Raw genomic sequence first — 22,871 nt, 5'->3', positions numbered from 1 at the left:
CACTTAGCTGGCGAAACGCGCCAGCGGGGTCCCCATCCGCTGCCGGTGTTTCTCGACACCGTGGCGCGGGTTTGCGGCAACGATCGCGCCCGGTTGGCACGGGTCTTGGCGGGCGTGCGGCGGTATCAGGAAGCCGGTCCCGGGGCGGTTCGGGGGCTGCGGCCGGTTATTGGCGAGGTCGGCGGCAGCATGTTGCGGGACTTTGGCGGTATTGGCCAGGTCGTGGTCGTCGTGCCGTCGCTGATCAATCCGCCGACGGTGCTCGACCTGGCGCCGGGCAACTCGTTGCTGGACGGATTGGCGGGGCGCGGGTTGCGGCCGTTGATGGTCGATTGGGGACCGGTGGGGCCGGCGGGGCTCGAGGAACTGGTTGAGACAAGGTTGGTGCCGCTGGTTGCCGGCATCGGCGCGCCGGTGGCCATGCTCGGTTATTGCCTGGGCGGTACGCTGGGGCTGGCGGCAGCAGCGATGCTCGGGCTGCAAGTGTCGCGGATCACGCTGCTGGCGACGCCTTGGCGATTTACCGGATACGGCAATGAGGGCGGCGGATTGATCGACTGGTGGGAAAAAACCGGACCGCTCGCGGGGGCGCTGGGGGCGGTGCCGATGGATCTTCTGCAGCCGGCGTTCTGGTCGCTCGATGCGGAGGGGCTGGCGGCGAAATACGAGCGGCTGGCAACATTGCCGGAGGCCGCGGTGGCGGCGTTCGCGGTGCTCGAGGATTGGTCGAATACCGGCGAGCCGCTGTCGCTGGCAGCAGCGCGGGGGCTGGCCGAGGACCTGTTCCGCGATGACATGCCAGGGCGCGGCAAATGGCGGATCGGTGGGCGGGCGGTCGATCCGGGCGCGCTGGGGATACCCATCCTTGATATTATTGCATTGCGCGACCGGATCGTGCCGCCGGCGGCGGCGCTGAGCGTGTCGGGAGTGGGCGAGGCCATGCCGCTCGATGCCGGGCATGTCGGCATGGTTGTCGGCGGGCGCGCGCCGGCGATGCTTTGGGATCCGCTGGCGGCGTGGCTGCGCGGCGAGGCTGCCTGAACGAGGCGTCGGCCGGAGCCGGAAGTCTGGCCTTTGCAGCAGCGAGTCATTAACGTCGGCGCTAACGAGTCGCCTGACTATGGGGAATCCTTCGCATGACCGGAACCGTCATCACTGCTGCACGCCGCACGCCTGTCGGCAGCTTCCTGGGTGCCTTTGGCAGCACGCCGGCGCATGAACTGGGGCGGACCGTACTGGAGGCGGTGATGGCCGATGCGGGAGTCGATGCCGCCGAGGTCGACGAGGTGATCCTGGGCCAGGTGCTGACCGCCGGGCAGGGACAGAACCCGGCGCGGCAGGCGGCGATGGCGGCGGGCATCGCGCAGGAAACCCCGGCATGGGGGGTCAACCAGGTGTGCGGATCGGGGTTGCGCGCGGTGGCGCTGGCGTCGCAGGCGATCCAGTCGGGCGATGCCAAGGTGATCATCGCTGGCGGTCAGGAGAGCATGAGCCTGGCGATGCATGCGCAGGGGCTTCGGACGGCGACCAAGATGGGCGCCATCGAATTGATCGACACGATGATCAAGGATGGGCTGTGGGATGCCTTTAATGGCTATCACATGGGAATCACGGCCGAAAACGTCGCCGAGCGGTACCAGATCGGGCGCGAGGCACAGGATGTGTTCGCCGTTGCCAGCCAGAACAAGGCCAGTGCCGCGCGCGCCGAGGGGCGGTTTGCCAGCCAGATCGCGCCGGTGACGATCAAGGGCCGCAAGGGCGATACGATCGTCGATAGCGACGAATATATTCGCGACGGCGTGACCATCGACAGCATTTCCGGGCTGCGCGGCGCCTTCAAAAAGGATGGCAGCGTGACTGCGGCGAATGCGTCGGGGCTCAACGACGGCGCTGCGGCGCTGGTGGTGATGAGCGAAGCCGAGGCGGCGCGGCGCGGATCGAACGTGATCGCGCGGATTGCCAGCTGGGCGTCGGTTGGCGTCGATCCGGCGATCATGGGCATCGGGCCGGTGCCGGCATCGCGCAAGGCGTTGGAAAAGGCCGGCTGGACGGTGGCAGATCTCGATCTGATCGAAGCCAATGAAGCCTTTGCGGCGCAGGCGCTGGCGGTCGGACAGGAGCTGGGTCTCGATCCGGCGAAGGTCAACGTCAATGGCGGCGCGATCGCCATCGGGCATCCGATTGGGGCGTCGGGCGCGCGGGTGTTGACGACGTTGCTGCACGAGATGGTGCGGCGGGATGTGAAGCGCGGGCTGGCGACACTGTGCATCGGTGGCGGCATGGGGATTGCCATTTGCGTTGAGCGATAGGCGCGGCGGCGGCTGGGCGGCGCGCTCGCTGTGATCGGTGACGAAGGTGCGGCGGCGGCGGTTCTGGTGCCAGTGATCGGCGCTGGCGGCTCAGGTCTGGCGCGATTGCTGGCGGGTGGCCGGCATGTGCGCTTGCTGGTTGCCGGAAATCCGCCGCCGGGTGTGGCGATGCCGCCAGCCGAGGGGTTCGAACGGTTTGTGCAGGTGGTGTGGCCGGGCCAGGTCGGACCGATCGTGGCCGACGCGCTGCGGCTGCCGTTTTACGAGGCGGTGTTCGACAGGGCGTTGGTGACGACCCCCCTGCCCCGGTTAGCGGCGAAGGCGAGTTTGCGCGAGATCTGGCGGGTGCTGGCACCGGCGGGGCTGGCAGTGTTCGTCGTCAAGGCGCGGCGACCGTGGCAGGGGACGGGATGGTCGCGCAAGGGGCTCGAAGCGGTGCTCGGCGAGGCGATGTTCGAGGTGCTCGACTGGCAGGTGGCGGCGGTGCCGGATCGCTGGCACCTGGTGCTGGTCGGCAAGCGGGACGGCCTGCGACCCGCCATGATCGGGCGGGTCGATGCGGTCGAAAGCTTGGTGGGAGCGACTTGATGGACTTCGAGGCGATCGTCAGGATGGTGCCGTTTTCGGCGCATCTGGGATTCGAGGTGATGCGCTGCGACGCGGCCGGCGTGGTCGTGGAAGTCGTGCTGAAGCCCGAATATTGCACGGCGGGGGGCACGGCGCATGGCGGGTTCCTGATGACGCTGGCGGATTTCGCCGGGGCGGCGGGCGGCTTCATGGTGCTGCCCGAAGGCGCCAAGGGGACGACGACGATCGACAGCAAGACCAACATGATCGGCGCGGCGCCGGTGGGCAGCCGGCTGACAGCGACGTCGGCGCCCGAGCATGTCGGGCGGCGGACGTCGGTGTGGACGACGCGGGTGATGGTGGGCGAAAAGTTGATCAGCGTGACGATGCAGACGCAGATGGTGCTTTAGGGGCGCTTCAAGACGAAGACGGCCTGTTCGGCCATGAGGTTGGCGAGGCGCTGGCGGCGGTGGCCGGCGGAGAGGAAGACGGCGCTTTCGATGCGCAGGCCGAGGTCGGCGACGAGGGCGCGGAAGTCGTCGATGGTGCAAAGGTGGATGTTGGCGGTTTCGTGCCAGCTGACGGGTAAGGTACTGGTAACAGGCATGCGGCCGCCGATGAGGATCGAACCGCGGACCCGCCAATGGCCGAAATTGGGGAAGCTGACGACCGCGCGGCGGGCGATGCGGACGAGCTCGGGGAGGACCACCGCGGGGGCGCGCATGGCCTGGAGGGTGTCGGACAGGATTGCCATGTCGAAGGCGGCGTCGGGGTAGTCGGCGAGGTCGGCATCGGCGTCGCCCTGGACCACCGATAGCCCGCGGGCGACGGCGGTGGCGACGTTGGCGGCGCTGACATCGATGCCGCGGGCGTCGACGCTCTTGGTGTCGCGGAGGTGGGCGAGAAGGGCGCCGTCGCCGCAGCCGATGTCGAGGACGCGGGCGCCGGCGGGGACGGCATCGGCGACGGCGGCGAGGTCGGGGCGGAGGCTCAAGTTCCGGCTCGCAGAAAACCGTCGACGACGCGGATCATTTCGGGGGCGTCGAGGAGGAAGGCGTCGTGGCCGAAGGGACTTTCGAGTTCGACGAAGCTGACGGCGGCGCCTGCGGCATTGAGGGCGCGGACAATTCTGCGTGATTCTGCAGTAGGATAGAGCCAGTCGCTGGTGAAGCTGACGAGGGCGAAGCGGGTTTTGGTGCCGGCGAAGGCCTTGGCGAGGACGCCGTCGTGGGGGGCGCCGAGATCGAAATAATCCATGGCGCGGGTGATGTAGAGGTAGGAATTGGCGTCGAATCGCTGGGTGAACGACAGGCCCTGGTGGCGGAGGTAGGATTCGACCTGGAATTCGGCGTCGAAGCCGAAACCGGGCTGGGGGCTACCGGGGGTGTCGCGGTCCTGGAGGCGACGGCCGAATTTTTCGGTCAGGCCCTCCTCCGACAGATAGGTGATATGGGCGGCCATGCGCGCCACTGCGAGGCCCGCGACGGGTTGTTTATCAAGGGGATAGGCGCCGCCTGACCAATTAGGGTCGGCCATGATAGCCTGGCGGCCGACTTCGTGGAAGGCGATGTTTTGCGCCGAATGGCGGGCGGCGGTGGCGATGGCGACGACCGAGCGGACGCGGTGCGGATGGGCGACGGCCCAGTCGAGCGCCTGCATGCCGCCCATCGAGCCGCCGACGACGGCGGCGAGGGTTTCGATACCGAGATGGTCGAGCAGGGCGGCCTGGGCGTTGACCATGTCGCGGATGGTGATGACCGGGAACGTCATGGCGTAGTGCTGATTTGTCAGCGGGTTGACGTTTCCGGGGCCCGTCGTTCCGTTGCAGCCGCCGAGGACGTTGCTGCAGATTATGAAGTGGCGGTCGGGGTCGATCGGCTTGCCGGGGCCGACGAGGCGGGGCCACCAGCCGGGCTTGCCCGTTCGCGGATTATGACCAGCGACATATTGGTCCATGGTCAGCGCGTGGCAGATCAGGATGGCGTTCGAGGCGTCGGCGTTGAGGTCGCCATAGGTTTCATAGGCGATTTCGAGGGCCGGCAATGCTTGCCCGCCGGTCAGCGCGAAATCGCCGGGGATGGTCACCCGGCGATCGAGGCCGCGGCGATTGTCGGTGTTTTCGGGGCGAGCGGAAGCCATTGTCCGGGCGTTACGGGGTTGTTGACCGGTTGTCACGGGGGCGGTTTGCGCCCTTGGACGGGAGACGGCCGGCATGCGGGCGGACTTGCCCTTTCGCGGCACCGGATTTGGCCCTAAAGCCCGCGCATGAGTTCCGCACCCGCACCCGTCATGAAGCCTTATGTCGAGGCGATCCACGCCTATGTTCCCGGCAAGGCCAGCCTCGATGCGCGGCCGGTGGTGGCGAAATTGTCGTCGAACGAAAATCCGTTCGGGCCGTCGCCCAAAGCCGTTGCGGCGATGACCGCGGTTTTGGGGGCCAGCCATCTTTATCCCGATCCGGCGTCGACGGCGCTGCGCGAGGCGTTGGCGGCGCGGCATGGTATCGAGGCGGCGCAGATTATTTGCGGGACCGGGTCGGACGAGCTGATTCACCTGGTGGCCGGGGCGTTTGCCGGGCCGGGCGACGAGGTCCTGTATGTGCGGTACGGGTTTGCCGTCTACGACATTGCGGCGCGGCGGGTGGGGGCGGTACCGGTGGTGGCGCCCGATGTCGATTATACCTGTGATGTCGATGCGGTGCTGGCGGCGGTTACCGAGCGGACGAAGGTGGTTTTCCTCGCCAATCCGAACAATCCGACGGGAACGCTGATTTCGGCGGCTGAAGTGCGGCGGCTGCATGCGGGGTTGCCGGCGGATTGCGTGTTTGCGCTCGATGCGGCCTATGCCGAATTTGCCGAGGGGGAATATGAGGACGGGCTGGCGCTGGTGAAGGCGTTTCCCAATGTCGTCGCGCTGCGGACGTTTTCGAAGATTTATGGGTTGGCGGCGCAGCGGGTTGGCTGGGCCTATGCGGCGCCGGCACTCATTGATGCGATGCATCGGATCCGGGCGCCGTTCAATGTGCCGGCGACGGGACAGGCGGGGGCGATTGCGGCGCTGGCCGATGTGGATTGGGTGGAGAAGACGCGGGCGCATACGATTGCGTGGCGGGAATGGCTTGCGGGGGAGGTCGAGGCGCTGGGCAATGCGGGGCTGCGGGCGATACCTTCGGCGGCGAATTTCGTGCTGGTCGAGTTTGCGGAAGATGGGCCTTTGACGGCGGCGGCGGCGAATGCGGCTTTGCTGGAGGATGGGATTATCGCGCGGTATCTGGCGGTGCAGGCGATGCCGCGGTGTATTCGGATTTCGGTGGGGACGGAGGGGGAGACGCGGGCTGCGGCGGAGTCTTTGCGGCGGTTTGTTGGGGGGGTTGCGGGGTGATTTTGGTTTTTCCGGTTGGGGGAGACACCCCCACCCGCTCGCCGAGAGGCGAGTCGCCTCCCCCCTTGAGGGGGAGGTAAAGTGTTGCTTTTTTCTCGGGTGGCGATTGTTGGGATGGGGTTGATCGGGTCTTCATTGGCTCGGGCGGTTCGGGAGAATATGCCGACTGTGCGGTTGACGGTTTCGGATGGGGATGCGGAGGTTCGGGCGCGGGTTTTGGCGCTCGATCTGGCGGATGATGTGACCGAGAATGCCGGGGCGGCGGTTGTCGATGCAGACCTTGTCGTGCTGGCGGTGCCGGTTGGGGCGATGGGTGCTGTCGCGGCGGAGATTGCCGGGGAATTGTCGCCGGGGGCGGTGGTTTCCGATGTCGGGTCGGTGAAGGAAAAGGTGCTGAACGCGCTGATGGCCGCCCTGCCCGGCGTGATCGTCATCCCGGCGCATCCGGTGGCGGGGACCGAGAAATCGGGGCCGGATGCGGGGTTTGCCAGCCTGTTTACCGGGCGCTGGTGCATCCTGACACCGCCGGCGGAGGTCGAGGCCTGGCAGACCGAGCGGCTGGCGGATTTCTGGCGGTTGCTGGGGGCGAAGGTCGAGACGATGGACGCGGCGCATCATGACCGGGTGCTGGCGGTGACGTCGCATCTGCCGCATCTGATCGCCTATTCGATCGTTGGTACGGCGAGTGATCTGGAGACGGTGACTCAAGGGGAAGTCATCAAGTTTTCGGCTGGCGGGTTTCGGGATTTTACGCGGATTGCGGCGAGCGACCCGGTGATGTGGCGCGATGTGTTCCTGAACAATCGCGAGGCGGTGCTGGAGACTTTGGGTCGGTTTACCGAGGATCTGACGGCGTTGCAGCGGGCCATTCGTTGGGGTGAAGGGGATACGCTGGAAGCGCTGTTCACGCGGACGCGGGAAATCCGGCGGGGAATTATCGACGAGGGGCAGGATATTGATACGGCCGATTTCGGGCGGCCGCATTAGGGGGCGAGCTGGAACGAAGAAGCTGGGTCCCGGGTCGAGCCCGGGATGACAGGTTGCACCATGCGGGAGTGGTGGTGCTGTGGGGCCGCCACCCCCTCCCGCTCGCCGAAGGGCGAGTCGCCTCCCCCCTGAGGGGGAGGACAAGAAGATGGGTTCATTATCGGGTCATTGGCGCGGCGGTAGCGGATGTGCGAAACCATTGCCTATGGTTTGCCCGGAGATTTCATGCGCCTTTCGATCGTTGCTGCTCTTTTGCTTGCCACCGGCTTGACGGCGCCGGTTTTGGCGGTGGCCCCGGCCCCGGTTTCGGAGCTGATCAAGAGCGTCGATATTCCGCATGAGGATTTCACCTTGCCCAACGGCTTGCGGGTGATCGTCCATACCGATCGCAAGGCGCCGATCGTCGCCGTCAGCGTCTGGTATCATATCGGGTCAAAGGACGAGCCCAAGGGCAAGACCGGGTTCGCCCACCTGTTCGAGCATCTGATGTTCGGCGGCAGCGAGAACAACAAGGGGTCGTATATCAAGACGCTCGAGGATATCGGCGCGACCAATTTGAATGGGACGACCTGGTTCGACCGGACCAATTATTTCCAGGACGTGCCGACACCAGCGCTCGAACTGGCGCTGTTTTACGAATCGGATCGCATGGGGCACATGCTGGGCGCGGTGACGCCCGAAATGCTCGCCACCCAGCGTGCGGTGGTGCAGAACGAGAAGCGGCAGGGCGACAACAACCCGCTCGGGTTGACGCAATATGCGACATTGAATGCGCTGTTCCCCGAGGGGCATCCGTATCGGCACTCGACAATCGGCAGCATGGCCGATCTCGACGCGGCGAGCATGGAGGACGTGCGGAACTGGTTCCGCAGCAACTATGGGCCGAACAATGCCGTGCTGGTGCTGGCCGGGGACATCGATGTCGCGACGGCGAAGCGCCTGACGGCGAAGTATTTCGGCGATATTCCTTCGGGTCCGAAGGTGACGCGGTACGAGGCGCCGGTGCCGGTGTGGACCGAGACACGGCGCGAGACGATGCATGACCAGGTGCCGACGCCGGCGTTGAGCCGCAACTGGGTTACGCCGGGCCGGATGGACCCCGAGGCGCCGCTGGTCGACATCGCGCTGACGATCCTGGCGGGCGGGACGTCGTCGCGGCTTTATAACGACCTGGTGCGCGACAAGAAGCTGGCGGTTTCGGTTTCGGGCGGGGCGCAGGCGTTCGAGAAGGTGTCGATGGCGTCGATCGATACGACGGTTGCCAAGGATGTCGATCCCAAGACCGTCGAAGCGCGGATCGACGCGGTAATGGCGGATTTTCTGAAGAACGGCCCGACGGCGGACGAGGTTTCGCGGGTGGCGACGCGCAACGTGGCGGGCACCATTCGCGGGCTGGAAGCCGTCGGCGGTTCGGGCGGCAAGGCGGTCGCGCTGGCGGAGGGTGCGGTTTTTGCCGGCGATGCCGATTTCTACAAGACCGAGCTGAAGGCCTATTCGGCAGCGACGCCGGCAAGCGTGGCGGCGGCGGCGCGCAAGTGGCTGGCGCGCGGCGATTACCGGCAGACTGTGTTGCCGGGCAAGCGCGAGCCCAGCGAAGCGGCGGCGGTGGTGAAGGCCGCGATACCGGCCGCGACGCCGGTGACGATCGTCAAGCGGATGCCGGCGCCGGTGGCGGGCGCGTCGCCGTCGCTGACGGTGGCGCCGATCGAGCGGGCGACGCTGTCGAACGGCATCCAGGTCGAGTTGGCCAGGCGCGATACGGTGCCGGTGGTGCAGATGACGCTGTCGTTCGACGCCGGGCACGCGGCCGACGATCGCAAGCGGCTGGGCATCCAGGGGCTGGCGCTGACGTTGCTCGATGAGGGTACGGCGTCGATGACCGGGCCACAGATCGCCGAGGCTCGCGAGCGGCTGGGGGCGAGCATCGGCGCCGGCGCCGGGCCCGACCGGACGCGAATCTCGCTGAGCGCGCTGAAACCGAACTTGCCGGCGTCGCTGGCGCTGCTGGCCGACGTGACCCAGCGGCCGGCGTTCGATGCCGCCGAACTCGAGCGCGTGCGCGGCCAGACGTTGACCGGGATCGCGCAGGAGGAAGCCGATCCGGGCAGCATCACGCGGCGGATCCTGCCGGTGGTGCTGTATGGCCCCGACCATCCCTATGGCGTGCCGTCGTCGGGATCCGGGACGGCAGAGGGCGTCTCGGCGGTGACGCGCGCCGACCTGCTGGCGTGGCACAAGCGCTGGATCCGGCCCGACAATGTGCGGATCTTCGTTGTCGGCGATATCGACATGGCCGAGATGAAGCCGTTGCTCGAGGCGAGTTTCGGCGGCTGGAAGGCCGACCCGGCGACGCCGAAGGGGACCAAGGCCTTCCCGGCGATCCCGGCGGTTTCGGGGTCGCGGATCATCCTGGTCGACCGGCCCGACAGCCCGCAAAGCTATATCCGCGGCGGCACCGTGCTGCCGATCAAGGGCCGCGACGATCCGATCGCGCTGCGCGCGGCGAACGACATATTGGGCGGGCTGTTCAGTTCGAGGTTGAACATGGACATTCGCGAGGAGAAAGGCTGGGCCTATGGCGTCGGCGCCGGGATCGGCGATGCCGAGGACCGGGTGACCTCACAAATCATCGCGCCGGTGCAGGCCGACCGGACGGCCGATTCGATCGCCGCGATGATCGCCGATGTGAAAGCGTTGCGCGGGCCCAAGCCGATCACCACCGCCGAGCGCGACAACAGCATCAACAATTCGGTGCGGTCGTTGCCGGGCGATTTCGAGCGCGGCGCGGCGTTGCTGGGGGCGATCGAGAAGAATGCGCTGCTCGGGCGCGGCGATGACTATTACGGCAAGCTGGTCGGGCGGTTGACGGCATTGACTGCGGCGCAGTTGAACGAGGCGGCGAGATTGCTGTCGACCGACAATTTCGTCTGGGTCGTGGTGGGGGATCGCAAGGTCGTCGAGCCGCAATTGGCCAAGCTGGGGTTGCCGATCGAGGTGCGCTGAACTCTTTGTGGGTAGATCTGCCTGAGCACGGACGGTCTGTCGCTTTCGTCCAATCCCGCGGCCCCAATCGAATGTACATTACCGCGTCGTAGTAGTTGCGTTGCGTTACATTCGAAATGTCGGGGGGGTCGCCGCATGGTGAGCATTGTCCTGGCGCCGCGGTGGAAGCCTCGCCGCGAACGGCTGTTCTTTTCCGGCGCGGCGGGGGCGCTGTTGCTGGTTACTTTCGCCGGGTTTGCGCAGACTTATTATTTGGCGCCGATGTTTGCCGCGCCGGCGCTGACGCCACTCGTGCATCTCCACGGTGTCGTGTTCACCGCGTGGATGTTCTTTTTCATGGGGCAGACTTCGCTGGTAGCGGCGCGGCGGGTTGACCTGCACCGGACCAGCGGCATGATCGGCGCCGTGCTGGCGACGGCGATCGTCGTGCTCGGGATCGTCGTTGCCATCGAGAGCGGGCGGCGCGGCGGGGGTGGGCCGCTGCGCAACCAGCCGGTGTTCCTGATGTTTCCGCTGGCCAATATCCTGATGTTCGGCGGGCTGTGTGCCGCGGGCGTGGTGATGCGGCAGCAGGCTGGCTATCATAAACGGCTGATGCTGCTGGCGACCGTGGCGCTGGCGACGACGCCGCTGGCGCGGATCTGGCGGATGACCGAGCTGCCGTTGCCGTTGCCGGTGGGCGGCATGATCCTGAGCGACGTGTTCGTGGCGGCGCTGGCGGTGTTTGATTTCAGGACGCGCGGGCAGTTGCATCCGGTGACGTTGTGGGTGGGGGGATTTTTCGTGGTGACGCAGCCGCTGCGGGTGCTGGCGAGCCGGACCGAGGCCTGGCAGGGCTTTGCGCGGGGGTTGCTGGGTTAGGGTTGCGTGCGGGGGAGGTTGCAGGCAGGCGGGGAGGCATGTTGGTCCGCCCTGCCCTGCCTGTCGATGATGCTGCCATATGGACGATCATGCGGCCGGTGGTACGGGCGGGGGAGACCTATGCGCTCGACCGGGAAATGGGCGAAGCGGCGGCGCTGGAATATTGGCTAGGGGCGGATCGGGAGACGTTTGTCGCGGAAGTGGATGGGACCGTGGTGGGAACGTACTTCCTGCGAGCCAACCAGGCGGGGGGCGGCGGGCATGTCTGCAACTGCGGGTATATGAGTGCGGCGGCGGGGGCGGCACGGGCGATGTTTGCGCACTCGGAGGAGCTGGCGCGGGCGCGGGGGTATCGGGCGATGCAGTTCAACTTCGTGGTGAGCGTCAATGAGCGGGCGGTGCGATTGTGGGAAGCGGTCGGTTTTGACGTCGTGGGGCGGTTGCCGGGGGCGTTTTTGCATCCGGAAAAGGGGTATGTGGATGCGCTGGTGATGTTCAAGACGTTATAGCCAGGTGACGTGTCCCATCTTGCGGCCGGGCTTGATCTCGCTCTTCCCGTAGAGGTGGAGGTGGGCGCCGGGATCGGCGAGCAGGGCGTGCCAGTCGTGGACATGGTCGCCGAGCAGATTTTTCATGAGGACGGTGTCGGCGGTGAGGCGGGTGTCGCCGAGCGGCAGCCCGCAGATGGCGCGGATGTGGTTTTCGAACTGCGAGGTGCGCGCGCCCTCGATGGACCAGTGGCCGCTGTTGTGGACGCGGGGGGCCATCTCGTTGAATATCGGGCCGGTCGGGGTGGCGAAGAATTCGAGGGTGAGGACGCCGACATGGCCGAGGGCCTCGATTACGGTGTGGGAGAGCGCGGTGGCCGCGGCGATGTGGCCTGCGATGGCGGCGGGGGCGGGGACGTGGCTGGAGGCGAGGATGCCGTTGTCATGGATATTGTGGGCGACGGGCCATGAGACGATCTCGCCGGCTTCGCTGCGGGCGAGGATGACCGAGAATTCGTGGCTGAAGGTCTCGAAGGCTTCGAGGATGGCGGGGCGCTGGCCGATGGTGTCCCATGCCGCGGCAGCGTCGGCGGGGCTGTGGATGCGCGCCTGGCCCTTGCCGTCATAGCCCATGCGGCGGGTTTTCAGGATGGCGGGGCAGCCGAGATCGGCGATGGCGGCATCGAGGTCGGCGCGCGAATCGACGGCGTGGTAGGCGGCAGGACGGCCGCCTAGGCCTTCGACGAAGCGTTTTTCGGCGAGGCGGTCCTGGGCGATTTCGAGGCTGTCGGCGCCGGGGTGGACGGGGACCTGGCCGGCGAGGTGGCGGATGGCGGTGGTGTCGATGTTTTCGAATTCGAAGGTGACGACGTCGACGGCGGCGGCGAAGGCATCGAGCGCGGCGGTGTTGTCGTAGCCGGCACGGGTGACCTCGGCCGAGACGTCGCCGGCGGGGAGTTCATGTTCGGGGGCGTAGATGTGGACGCGGTAGCCCATGTTGGCGGCGGCGAGCGCCAGCATGCGGCCGAGTTGACCGCCGCCGAGGATGCCGATGGTTGCGCCGGGAGCGATCATTCGGGCGTTTCCGCGACGCTGTCGCTTTGGGCGGCGCGCCATGCCTGCAGGTGCGAGGAGAGTTCGGGGTCCGACAAGGCGAGGATGGCGGCGGCGAGGAGCGCGGCGTTGATGGCGCCGGGCTTGCCGATGGCGAGGGTGCCTACGGGCACGCCGCCGGGCATCTGGACGATGGACAACAGGCTGTCCATGCCGCTGAGCGCCTTTGATTCGACGGGGACGCCGAGCACCGGCAGGTGGGTCATCGCGGCGGCCATGCCGGGCAAATGCGCCGCGCCGCCGGCGCCGGCGATGATGACCTTGAGGCCCCTGCCCGCGGCCAATTGTGCATATTCGTAAAGACGTTGCGGGGTGCGGTGGGCGCTGACGACCCGCGTTTCGTGCGGGATGCCGAGCGCGGCGAGGGTTTCGGCGGCATGGCTCATCGTCGCCCAATCGGACGACGATCCCATGATGATGCCGACGAGCGGCTGGATCAAGACTGAAGCTCCCCCCTTGAGCGCAGGAAGCGGCGGACCTTAGGGATGCGGCAGGGCGAGGGCAATGGCAGGCGAAGCGGGACGCGAAAAGGGCCGCGGATGCACCGCGGCCCTTCTGTGATCTCTGGACGTCGCCCGATCAGAAGGCGGCGGAGATCGAGAACAGCACCTTGCTGCCGGCGATCGTCGAGCCGTCCTTGGTCGACGAGAAGTTCGGCTGCAGGCGCAGATATTCGACGCTCGAGGTGCTGATGTCGGTATCGACATAGGCGACGCCGAAGGTGACCGGGCCGAGAACATAGTCGAGGCCGACCAGCCAATCCCAGTACGAGCCGGTCGGCGCGACGCTGGTGCCGTTGGGGCCCAGGCCGGGGTTGCCGTCCGAATAGCCGATGTGGCCCTTGATGGTCAGCGGCGTGCCGGGAATGCCGGCGGCTGCATCGCCCCAGATGTAGAGATTGTCTTCCTTGTCGCCGACGACGCTTTCGGGGGTGTTGTACCAGTTGCCGAGCGCTTCCTGGCTGGGGGCATAGGCGACACCGGCGAGCAGCGAGACCGGGCCAGCTGTGCCGCTGAGCTTGATGTAAGGCTCGGCGAAATCGGTGATCTGGGCGCCGCCTGGATACATGTACCAGGTCAGGCCGATGTCGAGGGCGCCGGCACCGACCGGGAACTTGATGCCGCCGAACAGGTCGAGTTCGAGGTTGGGCCCGCCAAAGGTGCCCCAGCCGGCGAGGTTGGAGGCCCAGAAACCGGCATAGGCGCCGCTTTTATGGGAACCGGTGAGGCCGCCCTGGATGGCGAAGCCCTTGTCGGACTGCGAGACGCCGCGGAAACGATAGTCGGTGACGAGCGCGACCGAGCCCGATGCCTTGAAATCGGGCGTGGCTTCGACGTCCTGCGCGGCGGCAGGCGCAGCGATGGCGAGCGCGGCGATCGACGCGGACAGGATGGCGCTGGCGAGTGTATGACGCATGGAACATCTCCCTCTGTATGGGGTTAATGTCCCTCTCCCACCTGGTGGCTGTGCCTCTCGAGGCCTTGCGGCCGGTGGGGAACGAGTCCGATCAGTTGCACGGACCGTAAGGCGAGATCGGCTGGCGTGTATAGCTGCAATGCAGCATTAGCCTACAAGTTGTAACAATGTGTTGCTAAATTGCCACGTCGGACAGGCCGAGAGTTGCACGGAAGATGGCCGCCGTGTCATTTTCGATCAATTCGGCTGTGCGGGACAAAGAGGAGCCTGTTCCTTGATCAGCAGGCCGATCTGGGCGGTGATGACGTCGCGCGCGATTTCGGGGGTGAGCGCCTGTTCGAAGCGCAGCCGGGCCCAGGTGTCGATGCTGAGCAGCAGGTCGAGACTTTCGAAGACGATGGTGTTGTTTTCGAGGTGCGGCGGCATCAGCGCAAGGAGGCGGGTGCGGAGCATCAGCGTGATGCCTTCATGGTGCGACTGGATGGCGGGCGATTCGTGACGATGAGCGTCGGCGGCGCGCTTGAAGGGCAGCAATCTTTCGAAGATTGCGGTGCGCCGCTCGGTGGCTTCGACAAGCCGGCCGCGCCAGTCGCTCGATTCGAAGGGAGCCAGTGCCGTTTCATAGCCTTGCGCCAGCCGCAGCGTCATTTCGGCATAAAGGTTGTCCATGTCGCTGAAGTGGCGGAACACGCTGCGCAGGCCGACGCGGGCGCGGACGGCGACGTCCTCCGCGCTGGGCGAGATGGCGCCTTCCTCGACAAGGGCGAGCATCGCCGCGACGATCCGGTCACGGCTGACCTCGGACCGCCGGCGGCGCCCGTCGGTCGAAGGTTCGGTGCGCTGCTGCGATGTCATCCCCATTGCCAGCGAGTTAGACTAGTTGGACCAATAGGCATAGGCTTCGCCGGGCACCGGGCGCGTGCCTAGCGGACGGTCTATCGCGATCGGGGCGCGGACGAGTGAGTCCCAGGCCGACTTTGCCTGACTTGCATCATGGGCAGCGAGGGCGGCAAGCAAGTCCTTGACCCTGGCCGGGTTGGCGGCGGCGAGGTCGTGTCGCTCAGTGGGATCGGCGGCGAGATCGTAGAGCAGGTTGCGGCGCGGCAAGTCGAGCGACTGGAGCTTCCAGTTGCCGTCGCGGACGGTGCGATAGGCGCCGCTGCGCCAGAACAGTTGCTGGTGGGGAATGCCGCGGGCGGTGCCGGACAGGAAGGGCATGATGTCGACGCCGTCGATGGTACGGTCCTTGGGCAGCGCAGCGCCGGCGGCAGCGCTGGCAGTGGCGTAGATGTCGAACTGGCTGACCGGCGGGGCGTAGGTGGTGCCGGGCGCGATATGGCCGGGCCAGCGGATCATGAAGGGGACTTTTGTGCCGCCTTCGAAGAAGGTCGCTTTCCAGCCGCGATAGGGTTTGTTGAGGTCGGGCAGCCCGATGTAATGGGCGCCGCCGTTGTCCGACGAGAAGATGACGATGGTGTTGTCGTCGAGGCCCTGTGCCTTCAGCTCGGCGAGGATCTTGCCGACGCCGCGGTCCATGGCGCGGATCATGGCGGCATGGACGCGGGCGGTGTGGTCCTTGATCTGCGGCAGGGCGTCGTAATCGGACCTGAGCGCCTGGAGCGGGGTGTGGGCGGCGTTATAGGCGAGATAGAGGAAGAACGGCCGGTTGCGGTTGTTGCGGATGTCGGTGACCGCGGCGTCGGTGAGGTAATCGGTCATATAGCGGTCTGGGGCGAAGCGGGGGCCGCCGTTGAACTGCACGCCGAACGGCAGGTTGGCCCAAAGGAACTTGTCGATCGGGTCGAAGGCCTGCTTTGCGTTGACGGCGGTGGGGTCGTGTTCGGGAAGGGACATCTGCGCGCCGACGATGAAGCCGAGGCTTTCGTCGAAGCCCTGGTGTTCGGGACGCATGCCCGGTGCCTCGCCGAGGTGCCATTTGCCGAGGTGGATATTGTGGTAGCCGCGAGTTTTCACTTGCTCGGCGATGGTGATTTCGGCGGCGGGCATGCCCTTGGCGCCGGGGGCGGCGGCGCGGGCGGCGGCGGCTTCGTCGAAGATCGGCTTGCGGTCCCAGTCGGACGGGAAGGCGGCGATGTTGCGGGCGAACATGACATCGGGGCGGAAGACGCCGGCGGGCAACCATGACGGCAGGCGGGTGTCGGTGGGCGTGAATTCATAGCCGAAGCGGGTGGCATAGCGCCCGGTCATCAAAGCGGCGCGCGAGGGGGCGCAGGTGGCGTTGGTGGCATAGCCGTTGGCGAGGGTGACACCCTGATGGCCGATGGCATCGATGTTGGGGGTGGGGACGCCCCCTGCCCCGGTACCGGTCAGGCTGATATCGTTGATGCCGAGGTCGTCGGCGAGGATCAGGATGATGTTGGGTGGGCGTTGGCCGGCAGGCGGGATGGCGGGGCCCTTGGCCCAGGCGACCGGGTGGTTGGGGGCGGTCGGGCCGCCGAGCCAGCCGGCGGCGTGGAGCTTTATAGTGTCGCTGGAGAGGTAAAGGCCGGCGGCCACGGCAGCGGTGGCGCCGAGCAGGATCCCGGGCCAGCGCTTCATTGGGCGGGCCTCATCTGGCGGTGCCGCGATCGAAGTTGCGCCAGCCGAGGAGGAGGACGATCAGCATGACTGCCTCGACGATCATCGGCTGGGCGGTGGTGGGGAGCACGCCGTCGACGAGGATGCTGACGATGCGGCCGAAAAAGGCGATGGCGACCATGAAGATGGGGACCAGCAAGGGGCGGGATTGTCCGGTCCAGGCGCCGATCAGTGCGAACACCGCGACGCCGATGAAGAAGCCGGGGAAGTCGGCGCGCAGCGTGGCGAGGCCTTGCGGGGTGGTCGGGGACAGGAAGAAGCCGGCGGCGAGCTGGGCCGGGGCGAACAGGAAGCCGAGGCCGACGGCGAGCATGAACAGGGCGACGAGGCCGATAGCGACGCGCAGGATGGTCTTCATGGCAATAGTCCCCCCGAGGATGATTCTCGTGCCCGATTGTGCGCAGCATAATCCGGTTTGGCGATGGCTGCAATGTTTCGACATTGATTGTGCCATATTTGACAGGCTATGATGGCCGGATGAGGAAAGTGCGGGGCTCGCTGGCTGTGATGGCGCTGCTGCTGGGGAGCGCGGCTTCGGCGCGGCCGAACATCGTCGTGCTGGTTGCCGACGACTGGGGATTTTCCGATGTCGGGGCCTTTGGCGGGGAGATGGCGACACCGAATATCGATGCGCTGGCGGGTGCTGGGGTGCGGTTTTCCAACTTTCATGTGGCGGGATCCTGTGCGCCGACGCGGGCGATGCTGCAGACGGGGGCGCCCAGCCACCGGGCAGGGCTGGGCAACATGCCCGAGACGATCCCGCCGGAGCATCGCGGCCGGCCGGGGTACGAGACCGAGATGAGCGACCGGGTGACGACGATCGCCGAGCGGCTGCGGCCGGCGGGATACCGGACGTATTTCACCGGCAAATGGCATTTGGGGCATGTGCCGGCAAATTTGCCGACGGGGCGTGGGTATGACCGGGCATTGGCGCTGTCGCAGTCGGGAGCGGACAATTTTGCGAACAAGCCCAATCTGTTGCTGTACGACAAGGCCGACTGGACCGAGGACGGCAAGCCGGCGGTGCTGCCTAAGGAGTTCTATTCGTCGCGGTTGATCGTCGACAGGATGATCGAATATCTGGACGGCGGCGACCGGGGGCGGCCGTTCCTGGCGTCGGTGAATTTCCTGGCGAACCATATCCCGGTGCAGGCGGCGGATAGCGATATCGCGGCGTATCGCGGGCGGTATGCGGGCGGGTGGACGCGGTTGCGGCACGAGCGGCGGGCGGGGGCGATTGCGCGCGGAGTGATGCCGGCGGGAACGGCGATGGTGCGGATGGGATCGACGCCGGATTGGGATGGGCTGAAGCCGGAGCAGCGGGCGCAGCGAGCGCGGGCGATGGAGGCCTATGCCGCGATGGCGACGGCGATGGACCGCGAGATCGGCCGGCTGGTGGCGCATCTGAAGGCGAGTGGGCAGTATGAGGACACGATATTCGTGTTCCTGTCGGACAATGGCGGCGAGGCGATCGACCCGATGGCGCAGGCCTTTACGCGGTTGAACGCGCAATATCTGTACGACACGCGGCCGCAGGAACAGGGGCGGCCGGGATCGTTGACCGCCATCGGCGCGGGGTTCGCCAGTGCGGTATCTTCGCCGCTGCGGGGGTACAAGTTCAGCGCCAGCGAGGGTGGGCTGAGGGTGCCGATGATTGTCGCGTGGCCGGGGAATCCGGCGGTGGCGAAGGGGATTGTCGCGGGCGGGTTTGCGCATGTGGTCGATGTGGTGCCGACGCTACTGGCGGCGACGGGGGTGCCGTTGGTGGGGGCGTTGGCAGGGCATGACCTTATGCCGATGTTGGCGGGCGCGGCGGGGGTGAGAGGCGCGGCGGAGAGCCTGGGGTATGAGCTTTCGGGCAATGCGGTGCTGTTCAGGGGCGATTTGAAGCTGGTGCGGAACCTGCCGCCTTATGGGAACGGAAACTGGGCGCTGTACGATATCGTCCGCGATCCGGGCGAGACGCGCGACCTGGCGGGGGCGATGCCGGCGGCTTTCGCGGCGATGCAGGCGGAGTATGCGAGGTGGGCCAAGCGCGAGGGCGTGCTGGCGATGCCGGGGGAATATAGCGCGCCGGCGCAGATCAGGGCGAATGCGATCGATGACCTGTTGTGGCCGCGGTTGCAGCCGGTGCTGATGTGGGCGGCTGGCGGGTTGGGGCTGGTGATCGGGGGCGTGGTGGCTTGGCGGCGGCGGCGGGCGCAGTCGCCGGGAGGCGGCACGAAAAAGCCGCCGGCGTAGAGCCGGCGGCTTGATCGAGTGGTGCAGGGACTAGGCTGCGAGCATCGCCTTGCGGCGCATTGCTGCACCGACAAGACCGAAACCGGCAATCATCATTGCCCAGGTCGCTGGCTCGGGGACGGCGGCGTTGACGCCCAGTGTAACGATCGTGTCGTTGTTGAACGCCAGGCCATTCCAGTTCACATAGATATTGTTCGCGTCGAAAGTGATACGTGACAGATCAAGTCCGACCATGTTTGTCGACAACAGCGAAACACTTGTTATCGCGGTGATGGCATCGTTGACGTCATAGACCCGGAAACCGTTGAAATCGGCGCCTGACCAGGTAGCCTCCGACTTGAAGTCCGCGGTGATGCTCGTGTCCGAGAAAGAAAGGTCGAAATAGCCGATCCCGTCAGTCGGACCATCGGTGCCGACGAGATTGGTTCCAAGGTCCGAATACACCGTCGTAGTATTCGGGAAGATATACTGGATGCCAACGGTCTGGCCGAGCAGCGTAGCGGCTGCTGCCGGTGTTGCGACAAGTGCCAGTGCAGCCGTTGCTGCAGCAATGGAAACCAACTTCATCATATAATCTTACCCCATATCACCCGCAGCTTTTGCCGGTTGATTTTACATGAGCAAGTTCTGGGCCAAATACAGAGCGTAACGTAATCAACGGGTTAGTAGTTAATTGGTTTCGGGAATGTAAATATTTCTTACAGTTTTGCTGCGATCCGCCGCATGCATGGAGGCGCCGCACGAACACAAATGATTGAACACTGTGACAGGTTCACGACTGGTATCCACAGTCGATGTGTGCCCCCAATCAAGCCTGCGTTGGTGATCACACGGCTTGCAGGTGCAGAGATGATCCGGCCAGTCGGCTTCCCCATAGTAACGGCATGTATGGGCGCGGACTTGATGGTGGCTCGTCGTTCTGACGCGAACGACGCAGCCAAGATAACCGCGCCACCGTTAGAGCACCGCCTTCTGCTCGAGCCGCCATTTCAGCTGGTCGAAACGATCCTGGCCGAAAAAGGGTTCGCCGTTCAGGACCATGAGGGGGACGCCGTAGTGGCCGCGCTTGCGCTGGTCGGCCTGGTTGGTTTCGACCTGGGAGATATAGTGGGCGGGGTCGGCGGCGATCTTCGCGTCGAGGTCGGCGAGGTCGAGGTCGGCGCGGGCGGCGGCGTTGGCGAGGTGGTTGCCTTCGTGCCAATTGTCGGTGTGGCCGTTCCAGATGAGGGCGCTGACCTGGTCGATGAACGCGAGGCCCCTGCCCTGCTCGGCGGCGGCGACCCCCAAATGGCTGAGGCGGTGGATATGGGGCTGCGCGGCGGGATAGGTGCGGGTGGCGGGGTCCATCACGACCGGGTCGGGGCGCGGCCAGCGATAGGGCAGCCCGAGGAATTCGGCGGTGCGATAGGTGTCCTTGACCAGATAGGGTGCCCAGAGCGGGTCGGCTTGAGCGAAGAAATCGGCATGGCGAACGGCTATTGGATAGACGATGCGGACGTTGCAGATGACGTCGTGATCGCGGCACAAATCGACTATGCGCGGGGTCAGCAGATAGCTGTATGGCGAGCGGAACGACCAGAACAGGTCGAATGTCTGGCTCATGACGCGATGAAATCGAGGATGAGGCGGGTCAGGCGCTCGGGGCTGTCTTCCTGGAGGAAATGCCCGCCGGGGACGATGACGTGCGGTTGGCCGGCGGCGCCGGGGAAGCGGGCCTGGATGGCGACCTCGCCGCCCTTGGTGACGGGATCGTTGTCCGAGAAGGTGGTGAGGACCGGGCGGGGGAAGGCTTCGAGGATTTTCCAGGCGGCGATGTTTTCGGCCACCGAGGCATGTTCGGGGGTGACCGGGACGAGCATCGGGAACTGGCGAGCGCCTTCCTTGTAGGTTTCGTCGGGGAACGGCGCGTCATACGCGGCGATCTCGGCGGATGAAAGTTCGCGCGAGCTGCCCATGTTGACGATGTTGCCGACCGGGAAATTGGGGATGGTCTGGCTGATCTTCAGCCATTGGTCGAAGCCGGGCGACGAGCCGGTGCCGGTCGGGAGCCCGGTGTTGGCGATGACCAATCGGGCGAAGCGATCGGGGAATTTGGCGACCAGACGGAGGCCGATGAGGCCGCCCCAATCCTGGCAGAAGAGCGTGATGTTCGTCAGGTCGAGGCCGGTGAGCCAGTCGCTCATCCATTCGACGTGGCGCTCGAAACTATAGTCGGCGCGGTCGGCGGGCTTGTCGGATTTGCCGAAGCCGATGAGGTCGGGGGCGATGACGCGGTGGCCGGCGTCGGCAAGGGGGCCGACGAAGTTGCGGTAGAGGTAGGACCAGCTCGGTTCGCCGTGGAGGAGCAGGATGGGGGCGGCGGTGCGGGGGCCTTCGTCGATATGGTGGATGCGCAGGGTCTGGCCGGTGGTGGCGTCTGTGACCTGCGAATAATGCGGTGCGAAAGCATAGCCGTCGAGGCCGGCAAATCGGTCATTGGGCGTGCGCAGGACCTGCATTTGACGAACTCCCCGGCTAGTTGTGGCATTTATCGTGCCATTAAGCCGGGGGGACGTCAATCAGGCTTTGGCGGCAAGCTCGCGGTTGAGGTGAAGCGAGGCGCGCCAGAAGAAGAATGCCGGGATGAGGCCGAGCCAAGATGCGCCGTAAAGCACCCAGCGGACGCTTTCCTCGCCGGCCATCGGTTTGAAATAATCCGACATCATGCCGAAGAACAACGGCCCTAACCCCAGCCCGATGAGGTTCTGGGCGAACACCATGATCGCGGTCGCCATGGCGCGCGCCTCCGGGCGGACGAGTTGCTGGGCGATGGCGTAGGTCGGGCCGTAATAAAGCGCGTTGAGGACGGTAGGGACGAACAGCAGCACCAGCGCCATGCGCCAGTCGGTGGCGTTATAGGCGAGGAACAGGATCGGTGCCGCGACCGCCAGCCCGACGGCCGGAGCGGTGAGCATGTGGCGGCGGTTGGTGCGGCCATAGCGATCGGCGATCCAGCCGCCGGCCCAGGTGCCGATCAGCGCGGCAATTCCGGCGACGAGCCCGAGCCAGAGGCCGGTCTGGCCCGGCGTCAATCCATGCGTGCGGATGAAGAAGATCGCTGCCCAGACGCCCTTGCCATAGGACAGAAAGGCGACAAGGCCACCGGCGATGGCGAGCATGACATAGGCGCGGCTGCTGAAGACTTCGCGGAGCGCCGCGCGCGCCGTCAATTGCGGGACGCTGGGGGCCTTGGCGCGCAAGGCGACGGCAATGCTGCCGCCGCGCGGATCGCGCAGCGCGAACCAGACGAAGATGGCGAGCAGCACGCCGGGCGCGCCGACGAACAGGAAGGCGCGGCGCCAGCCGATGGTATCGGCGAGAAAGCCGCCGAGGATCATGCCCATCAGGCCGCCGATTGAGATGCCGAGGCCGTAGAAGGCGATGGCGGAGGCGCGGCGCTCGACGGGCACCATGTCGGAGATCAGGCTGTGCGCGGCAGGGGTGCAGCCGGCCTCGCCGACGCCGACGCCGACGCGTGCCACCAGCAATTGCGAGAAATTCTGCGCCATGCCGCATAGCGCCGTCATCGCCGACCACATCACCAGCGACACCGAGATGATGCCGACGCGGTTCGAGTGCGGGCGATCTGCATAGCGGGCGATCGGGATGCCGAGCAGGGCGTAGAACAGCGCGAACGCCAGCCCGGTCATCAGGCCGAGCTGGGTATCCGACAGCCCAAGGTCGCGCTTGATCGGTTCGGCGAGGATGGTGACGATCTGGCGGTCGAGGAAGTTGAAGATATAGACGGTGAGCAGCGTCCAGAGCAGCAGCCGCTCGGAGGTGACGCGTTCGGTCGGCGTAGCGGCGGCGGTGGCCATGATAACTCCCCGGCCGGCGTTGCGGCGGTTGTTTTTCGGCCGGTATCCGG

The 22,871-nt window shown here is 66.2% G+C and carries 22 protein-coding genes; 10 read left to right on the top strand and 12 right to left on the bottom strand.

The window, feature by feature from the left end; all coding sequences use genetic code 11:
• The first annotated feature begins 45 nt into the window (after window positions 1-45).
• The 4 genes from IEW98_RS00285 to IEW98_RS00270 all read left to right on the top strand — a co-directional run bounded on the left by IEW98_RS00285 (window position 46) and on the right by IEW98_RS00270 (window position 3,286).
• A complete protein-coding gene (locus IEW98_RS00285) occupies window positions 46-1,041 on the top strand; it encodes a polyhydroxyalkanoate synthase family protein (RefSeq protein ID WP_243450476.1) in 996 nt (331 codons plus the stop codon).
• Window positions 1,042-1,136: 95 nt separating this feature from the next.
• Window positions 1,137-2,309 (top strand): acetyl-CoA C-acetyltransferase, encoded by a 1,173-nt coding sequence (locus tag IEW98_RS00280; protein WP_188760910.1) that lies wholly within the window; start codon window positions 1,137-1,139, stop codon window positions 2,307-2,309.
• Between the two features lie 30 nt (window positions 2,310-2,339).
• A complete protein-coding gene (locus IEW98_RS00275) occupies window positions 2,340-2,897 on the top strand; it encodes a hypothetical protein (RefSeq protein WP_188760909.1) in 558 nt (185 codons plus the stop codon).
• Window positions 2,897-3,286, top strand: coding sequence for a PaaI family thioesterase (locus IEW98_RS00270; RefSeq protein WP_188760908.1), 390 nt, complete (start codon window positions 2,897-2,899; stop codon window positions 3,284-3,286). The genes IEW98_RS00275 and IEW98_RS00270 overlap by 1 nt, the downstream gene beginning before the upstream one ends.
• On the opposite strand, the gene metW is transcribed toward IEW98_RS00270, so the two are convergent.
• The gene (metW, locus tag IEW98_RS00265) at window positions 3,283-3,870 is read right to left on the bottom strand and encodes a methionine biosynthesis protein MetW (RefSeq protein WP_188760907.1); all 588 of its coding nucleotides are present in this window, start codon (window positions 3,868-3,870) and stop codon (window positions 3,283-3,285) included. The two genes, IEW98_RS00270 and metW, sit on opposite strands and share 4 nt — an antisense overlap.
• Window positions 3,867-5,015: a homoserine O-acetyltransferase MetX gene (gene metX / locus IEW98_RS00260; RefSeq protein WP_188760906.1), complete on the bottom strand. Its 1,149-nt coding sequence runs from the start codon at window positions 5,013-5,015 to the stop codon at window positions 3,867-3,869. The genes metW and metX overlap by 4 nt, the downstream gene beginning before the upstream one ends.
• A gap of 126 nt (window positions 5,016-5,141) precedes the next feature.
• Between metX and hisC the strand changes: the two genes are divergently transcribed.
• The 5 genes from hisC (at window position 5,142) to IEW98_RS00235 (ending at window position 11,617) form a co-directional block, all read left to right on the top strand.
• Window positions 5,142-6,257: a histidinol-phosphate transaminase gene (hisC, locus tag IEW98_RS00255; protein WP_188760905.1), complete on the top strand. Its 1,116-nt coding sequence runs from the start codon at window positions 5,142-5,144 to the stop codon at window positions 6,255-6,257.
• Window positions 6,258-6,338: 81 nt separating this feature from the next.
• Window positions 6,339-7,244, top strand: a complete 906-nt coding sequence (locus tag IEW98_RS00250; RefSeq protein ID WP_188760904.1) for a prephenate/arogenate dehydrogenase family protein — start codon at window positions 6,339-6,341, stop codon at window positions 7,242-7,244.
• A 225-nt stretch (window positions 7,245-7,469) separates the two neighbouring features.
• A complete protein-coding gene (locus IEW98_RS00245; protein ID WP_188760903.1) occupies window positions 7,470-10,247 on the top strand; it encodes a M16 family metallopeptidase in 2,778 nt (925 codons plus the stop codon).
• Between the two features lie 135 nt (window positions 10,248-10,382).
• Window positions 10,383-11,108 (top strand): hypothetical protein, encoded by a 726-nt coding sequence (locus IEW98_RS00240; RefSeq protein WP_188760902.1) that lies wholly within the window; start codon window positions 10,383-10,385, stop codon window positions 11,106-11,108.
• 38 nt (window positions 11,109-11,146) lie between these two features.
• Entirely contained in the window at window positions 11,147-11,617 is a 471-nt protein-coding gene (locus IEW98_RS00235) for a GNAT family N-acetyltransferase (RefSeq protein ID WP_188760901.1), read from the top strand.
• On the opposite strand, the gene IEW98_RS00230 is transcribed toward IEW98_RS00235, so the two are convergent.
• The 6 genes from IEW98_RS00230 to IEW98_RS00205 all read right to left on the bottom strand — a co-directional run bounded on the left by IEW98_RS00230 (window position 11,612) and on the right by IEW98_RS00205 (window position 17,081).
• Window positions 11,612-12,670 (bottom strand): 5-(carboxyamino)imidazole ribonucleotide synthase, encoded by a 1,059-nt coding sequence (locus tag IEW98_RS00230; protein ID WP_188760900.1) that lies wholly within the window; start codon window positions 12,668-12,670, stop codon window positions 11,612-11,614. The genes IEW98_RS00235 and IEW98_RS00230 overlap by 6 nt on opposite strands.
• Complete coding sequence (gene purE / locus IEW98_RS00225; RefSeq protein ID WP_188761406.1) at window positions 12,667-13,122, bottom strand: 5-(carboxyamino)imidazole ribonucleotide mutase; 456 nt, start codon at window positions 13,120-13,122, stop codon at window positions 12,667-12,669. The genes IEW98_RS00230 and purE overlap by 4 nt, the downstream gene beginning before the upstream one ends.
• A 166-nt stretch (window positions 13,123-13,288) precedes the next feature.
• On the bottom strand, window positions 13,289-14,125 hold the full coding sequence (locus IEW98_RS00220) for a TorF family putative porin (RefSeq protein WP_188760899.1): 837 nt from the start codon (window positions 14,123-14,125) through the stop codon (window positions 13,289-13,291).
• 237 nt (window positions 14,126-14,362) lie between these two features.
• Complete coding sequence (locus IEW98_RS00215; protein WP_188760898.1) at window positions 14,363-14,986, bottom strand: TetR/AcrR family transcriptional regulator; 624 nt, start codon at window positions 14,984-14,986, stop codon at window positions 14,363-14,365.
• Between the two features lie 15 nt (window positions 14,987-15,001).
• Window positions 15,002-16,684, bottom strand: coding sequence for a sulfatase-like hydrolase/transferase (locus tag IEW98_RS00210; protein ID WP_188760897.1), 1,683 nt, complete (start codon window positions 16,682-16,684; stop codon window positions 15,002-15,004).
• A gap of 10 nt (window positions 16,685-16,694) precedes the next feature.
• The gene (locus IEW98_RS00205) at window positions 16,695-17,081 is read right to left on the bottom strand and encodes a DUF4345 family protein (RefSeq protein WP_188760896.1); all 387 of its coding nucleotides are present in this window, start codon (window positions 17,079-17,081) and stop codon (window positions 16,695-16,697) included.
• A gap of 119 nt (window positions 17,082-17,200) precedes the next feature.
• Here IEW98_RS00205 and IEW98_RS00200 point away from each other — a divergent pair, with 119 nt between their 5' ends.
• Window positions 17,201-18,964, top strand: coding sequence for an arylsulfatase (locus IEW98_RS00200; protein WP_188760895.1), 1,764 nt, complete (start codon window positions 17,201-17,203; stop codon window positions 18,962-18,964).
• Window positions 18,965-18,994: 30 nt separating this feature from the next.
• On the opposite strand, the gene IEW98_RS00195 is transcribed toward IEW98_RS00200, so the two are convergent.
• The 4 genes from IEW98_RS00195 to IEW98_RS00180 all read right to left on the bottom strand — a co-directional run bounded on the left by IEW98_RS00195 (window position 18,995) and on the right by IEW98_RS00180 (window position 22,821).
• Window positions 18,995-19,534: a PEPxxWA-CTERM sorting domain-containing protein gene (locus IEW98_RS00195; protein WP_188760894.1), complete on the bottom strand. Its 540-nt coding sequence runs from the start codon at window positions 19,532-19,534 to the stop codon at window positions 18,995-18,997.
• A 387-nt stretch (window positions 19,535-19,921) separates the two neighbouring features.
• Window positions 19,922-20,566, bottom strand: coding sequence for a 2-hydroxychromene-2-carboxylate isomerase (locus IEW98_RS00190; RefSeq protein WP_188760893.1), 645 nt, complete (start codon window positions 20,564-20,566; stop codon window positions 19,922-19,924).
• Window positions 20,563-21,462, bottom strand: a complete 900-nt coding sequence (locus IEW98_RS00185) for a haloalkane dehalogenase (protein WP_188760892.1) — start codon at window positions 21,460-21,462, stop codon at window positions 20,563-20,565. Before IEW98_RS00185 ends, IEW98_RS00190 begins: the two co-directional genes overlap by 4 nt.
• Before the next feature lie 60 nt (window positions 21,463-21,522).
• Window positions 21,523-22,821: a spinster family MFS transporter gene (locus IEW98_RS00180; RefSeq protein ID WP_188760891.1), complete on the bottom strand. Its 1,299-nt coding sequence runs from the start codon at window positions 22,819-22,821 to the stop codon at window positions 21,523-21,525.
• Between the last annotated feature and the right edge of the window lie 50 nt (window positions 22,822-22,871).

This window comes from Sandarakinorhabdus glacialis (assembly GCF_014643455.1).
Taxonomy (GTDB): Bacteria; Pseudomonadota; Alphaproteobacteria; order Sphingomonadales; family Sphingomonadaceae; genus Sandarakinorhabdus; species Sandarakinorhabdus glacialis.
The sequence above is the reverse complement of the archived record's forward strand: the minus strand, read 5'-3'. Positions and strand labels throughout refer to the sequence as shown.

Bases quoted from the DNA above. Each gene is read 5' to 3' on its own strand.
- IEW98_RS00195 (WP_188760894.1), bottom strand. From the start codon at position 19,534: ATGATGAAGTTGGTTTCCATTGCTGCAGCAACGGCTGCACTGGCACTT.
- IEW98_RS00235 (WP_188760901.1), top strand. From the start codon at position 11,147: ATGTTGGTCCGCCCTGCCCTGCCTGTCGATGATGCTGCCATATGGACG.
- IEW98_RS00205 (WP_188760896.1), bottom strand. From the start codon at position 17,081: ATGAAGACCATCCTGCGCGTCGCTATCGGCCTCGTCGCCCTGTTCATG.
- metX (WP_188760906.1), bottom strand. From the start codon at position 5,015: ATGGCTTCCGCTCGCCCCGAAAACACCGACAATCGCCGCGGCCTCGAT.
- IEW98_RS00185 (WP_188760892.1), bottom strand. From the start codon at position 21,462: ATGCAGGTCCTGCGCACGCCCAATGACCGATTTGCCGGCCTCGACGGC.
- IEW98_RS00200 (WP_188760895.1), top strand. From the start codon at position 17,201: ATGAGGAAAGTGCGGGGCTCGCTGGCTGTGATGGCGCTGCTGCTGGGG.
- IEW98_RS00210 (WP_188760897.1), bottom strand. From the start codon at position 16,684: ATGAAGCGCTGGCCCGGGATCCTGCTCGGCGCCACCGCTGCCGTGGCC.
- IEW98_RS00270 (WP_188760908.1), top strand. From the start codon at position 2,897: ATGGACTTCGAGGCGATCGTCAGGATGGTGCCGTTTTCGGCGCATCTG.
- IEW98_RS00240 (WP_188760902.1), top strand. From the start codon at position 10,383: ATGGTGAGCATTGTCCTGGCGCCGCGGTGGAAGCCTCGCCGCGAACGG.
- IEW98_RS00245 (WP_188760903.1), top strand. From the start codon at position 7,470: ATGCGCCTTTCGATCGTTGCTGCTCTTTTGCTTGCCACCGGCTTGACG.
- IEW98_RS00280 (WP_188760910.1), top strand. From the start codon at position 1,137: ATGACCGGAACCGTCATCACTGCTGCACGCCGCACGCCTGTCGGCAGC.
- IEW98_RS00220 (WP_188760899.1), bottom strand. From the start codon at position 14,125: ATGCGTCATACACTCGCCAGCGCCATCCTGTCCGCGTCGATCGCCGCG.
- IEW98_RS00230 (WP_188760900.1), bottom strand. From the start codon at position 12,670: ATGATCGCTCCCGGCGCAACCATCGGCATCCTCGGCGGCGGTCAACTC.
- IEW98_RS00215 (WP_188760898.1), bottom strand. From the start codon at position 14,986: ATGGGGATGACATCGCAGCAGCGCACCGAACCTTCGACCGACGGGCGC.
- IEW98_RS00190 (WP_188760893.1), bottom strand. From the start codon at position 20,566: ATGAGCCAGACATTCGACCTGTTCTGGTCGTTCCGCTCGCCATACAGC.
- purE (WP_188761406.1), bottom strand. From the start codon at position 13,122: ATGGGATCGTCGTCCGATTGGGCGACGATGAGCCATGCCGCCGAAACC.
- hisC (WP_188760905.1), top strand. From the start codon at position 5,142: ATGAGTTCCGCACCCGCACCCGTCATGAAGCCTTATGTCGAGGCGATC.
- IEW98_RS00180 (WP_188760891.1), bottom strand. From the start codon at position 22,821: ATGGCCACCGCCGCCGCTACGCCGACCGAACGCGTCACCTCCGAGCGG.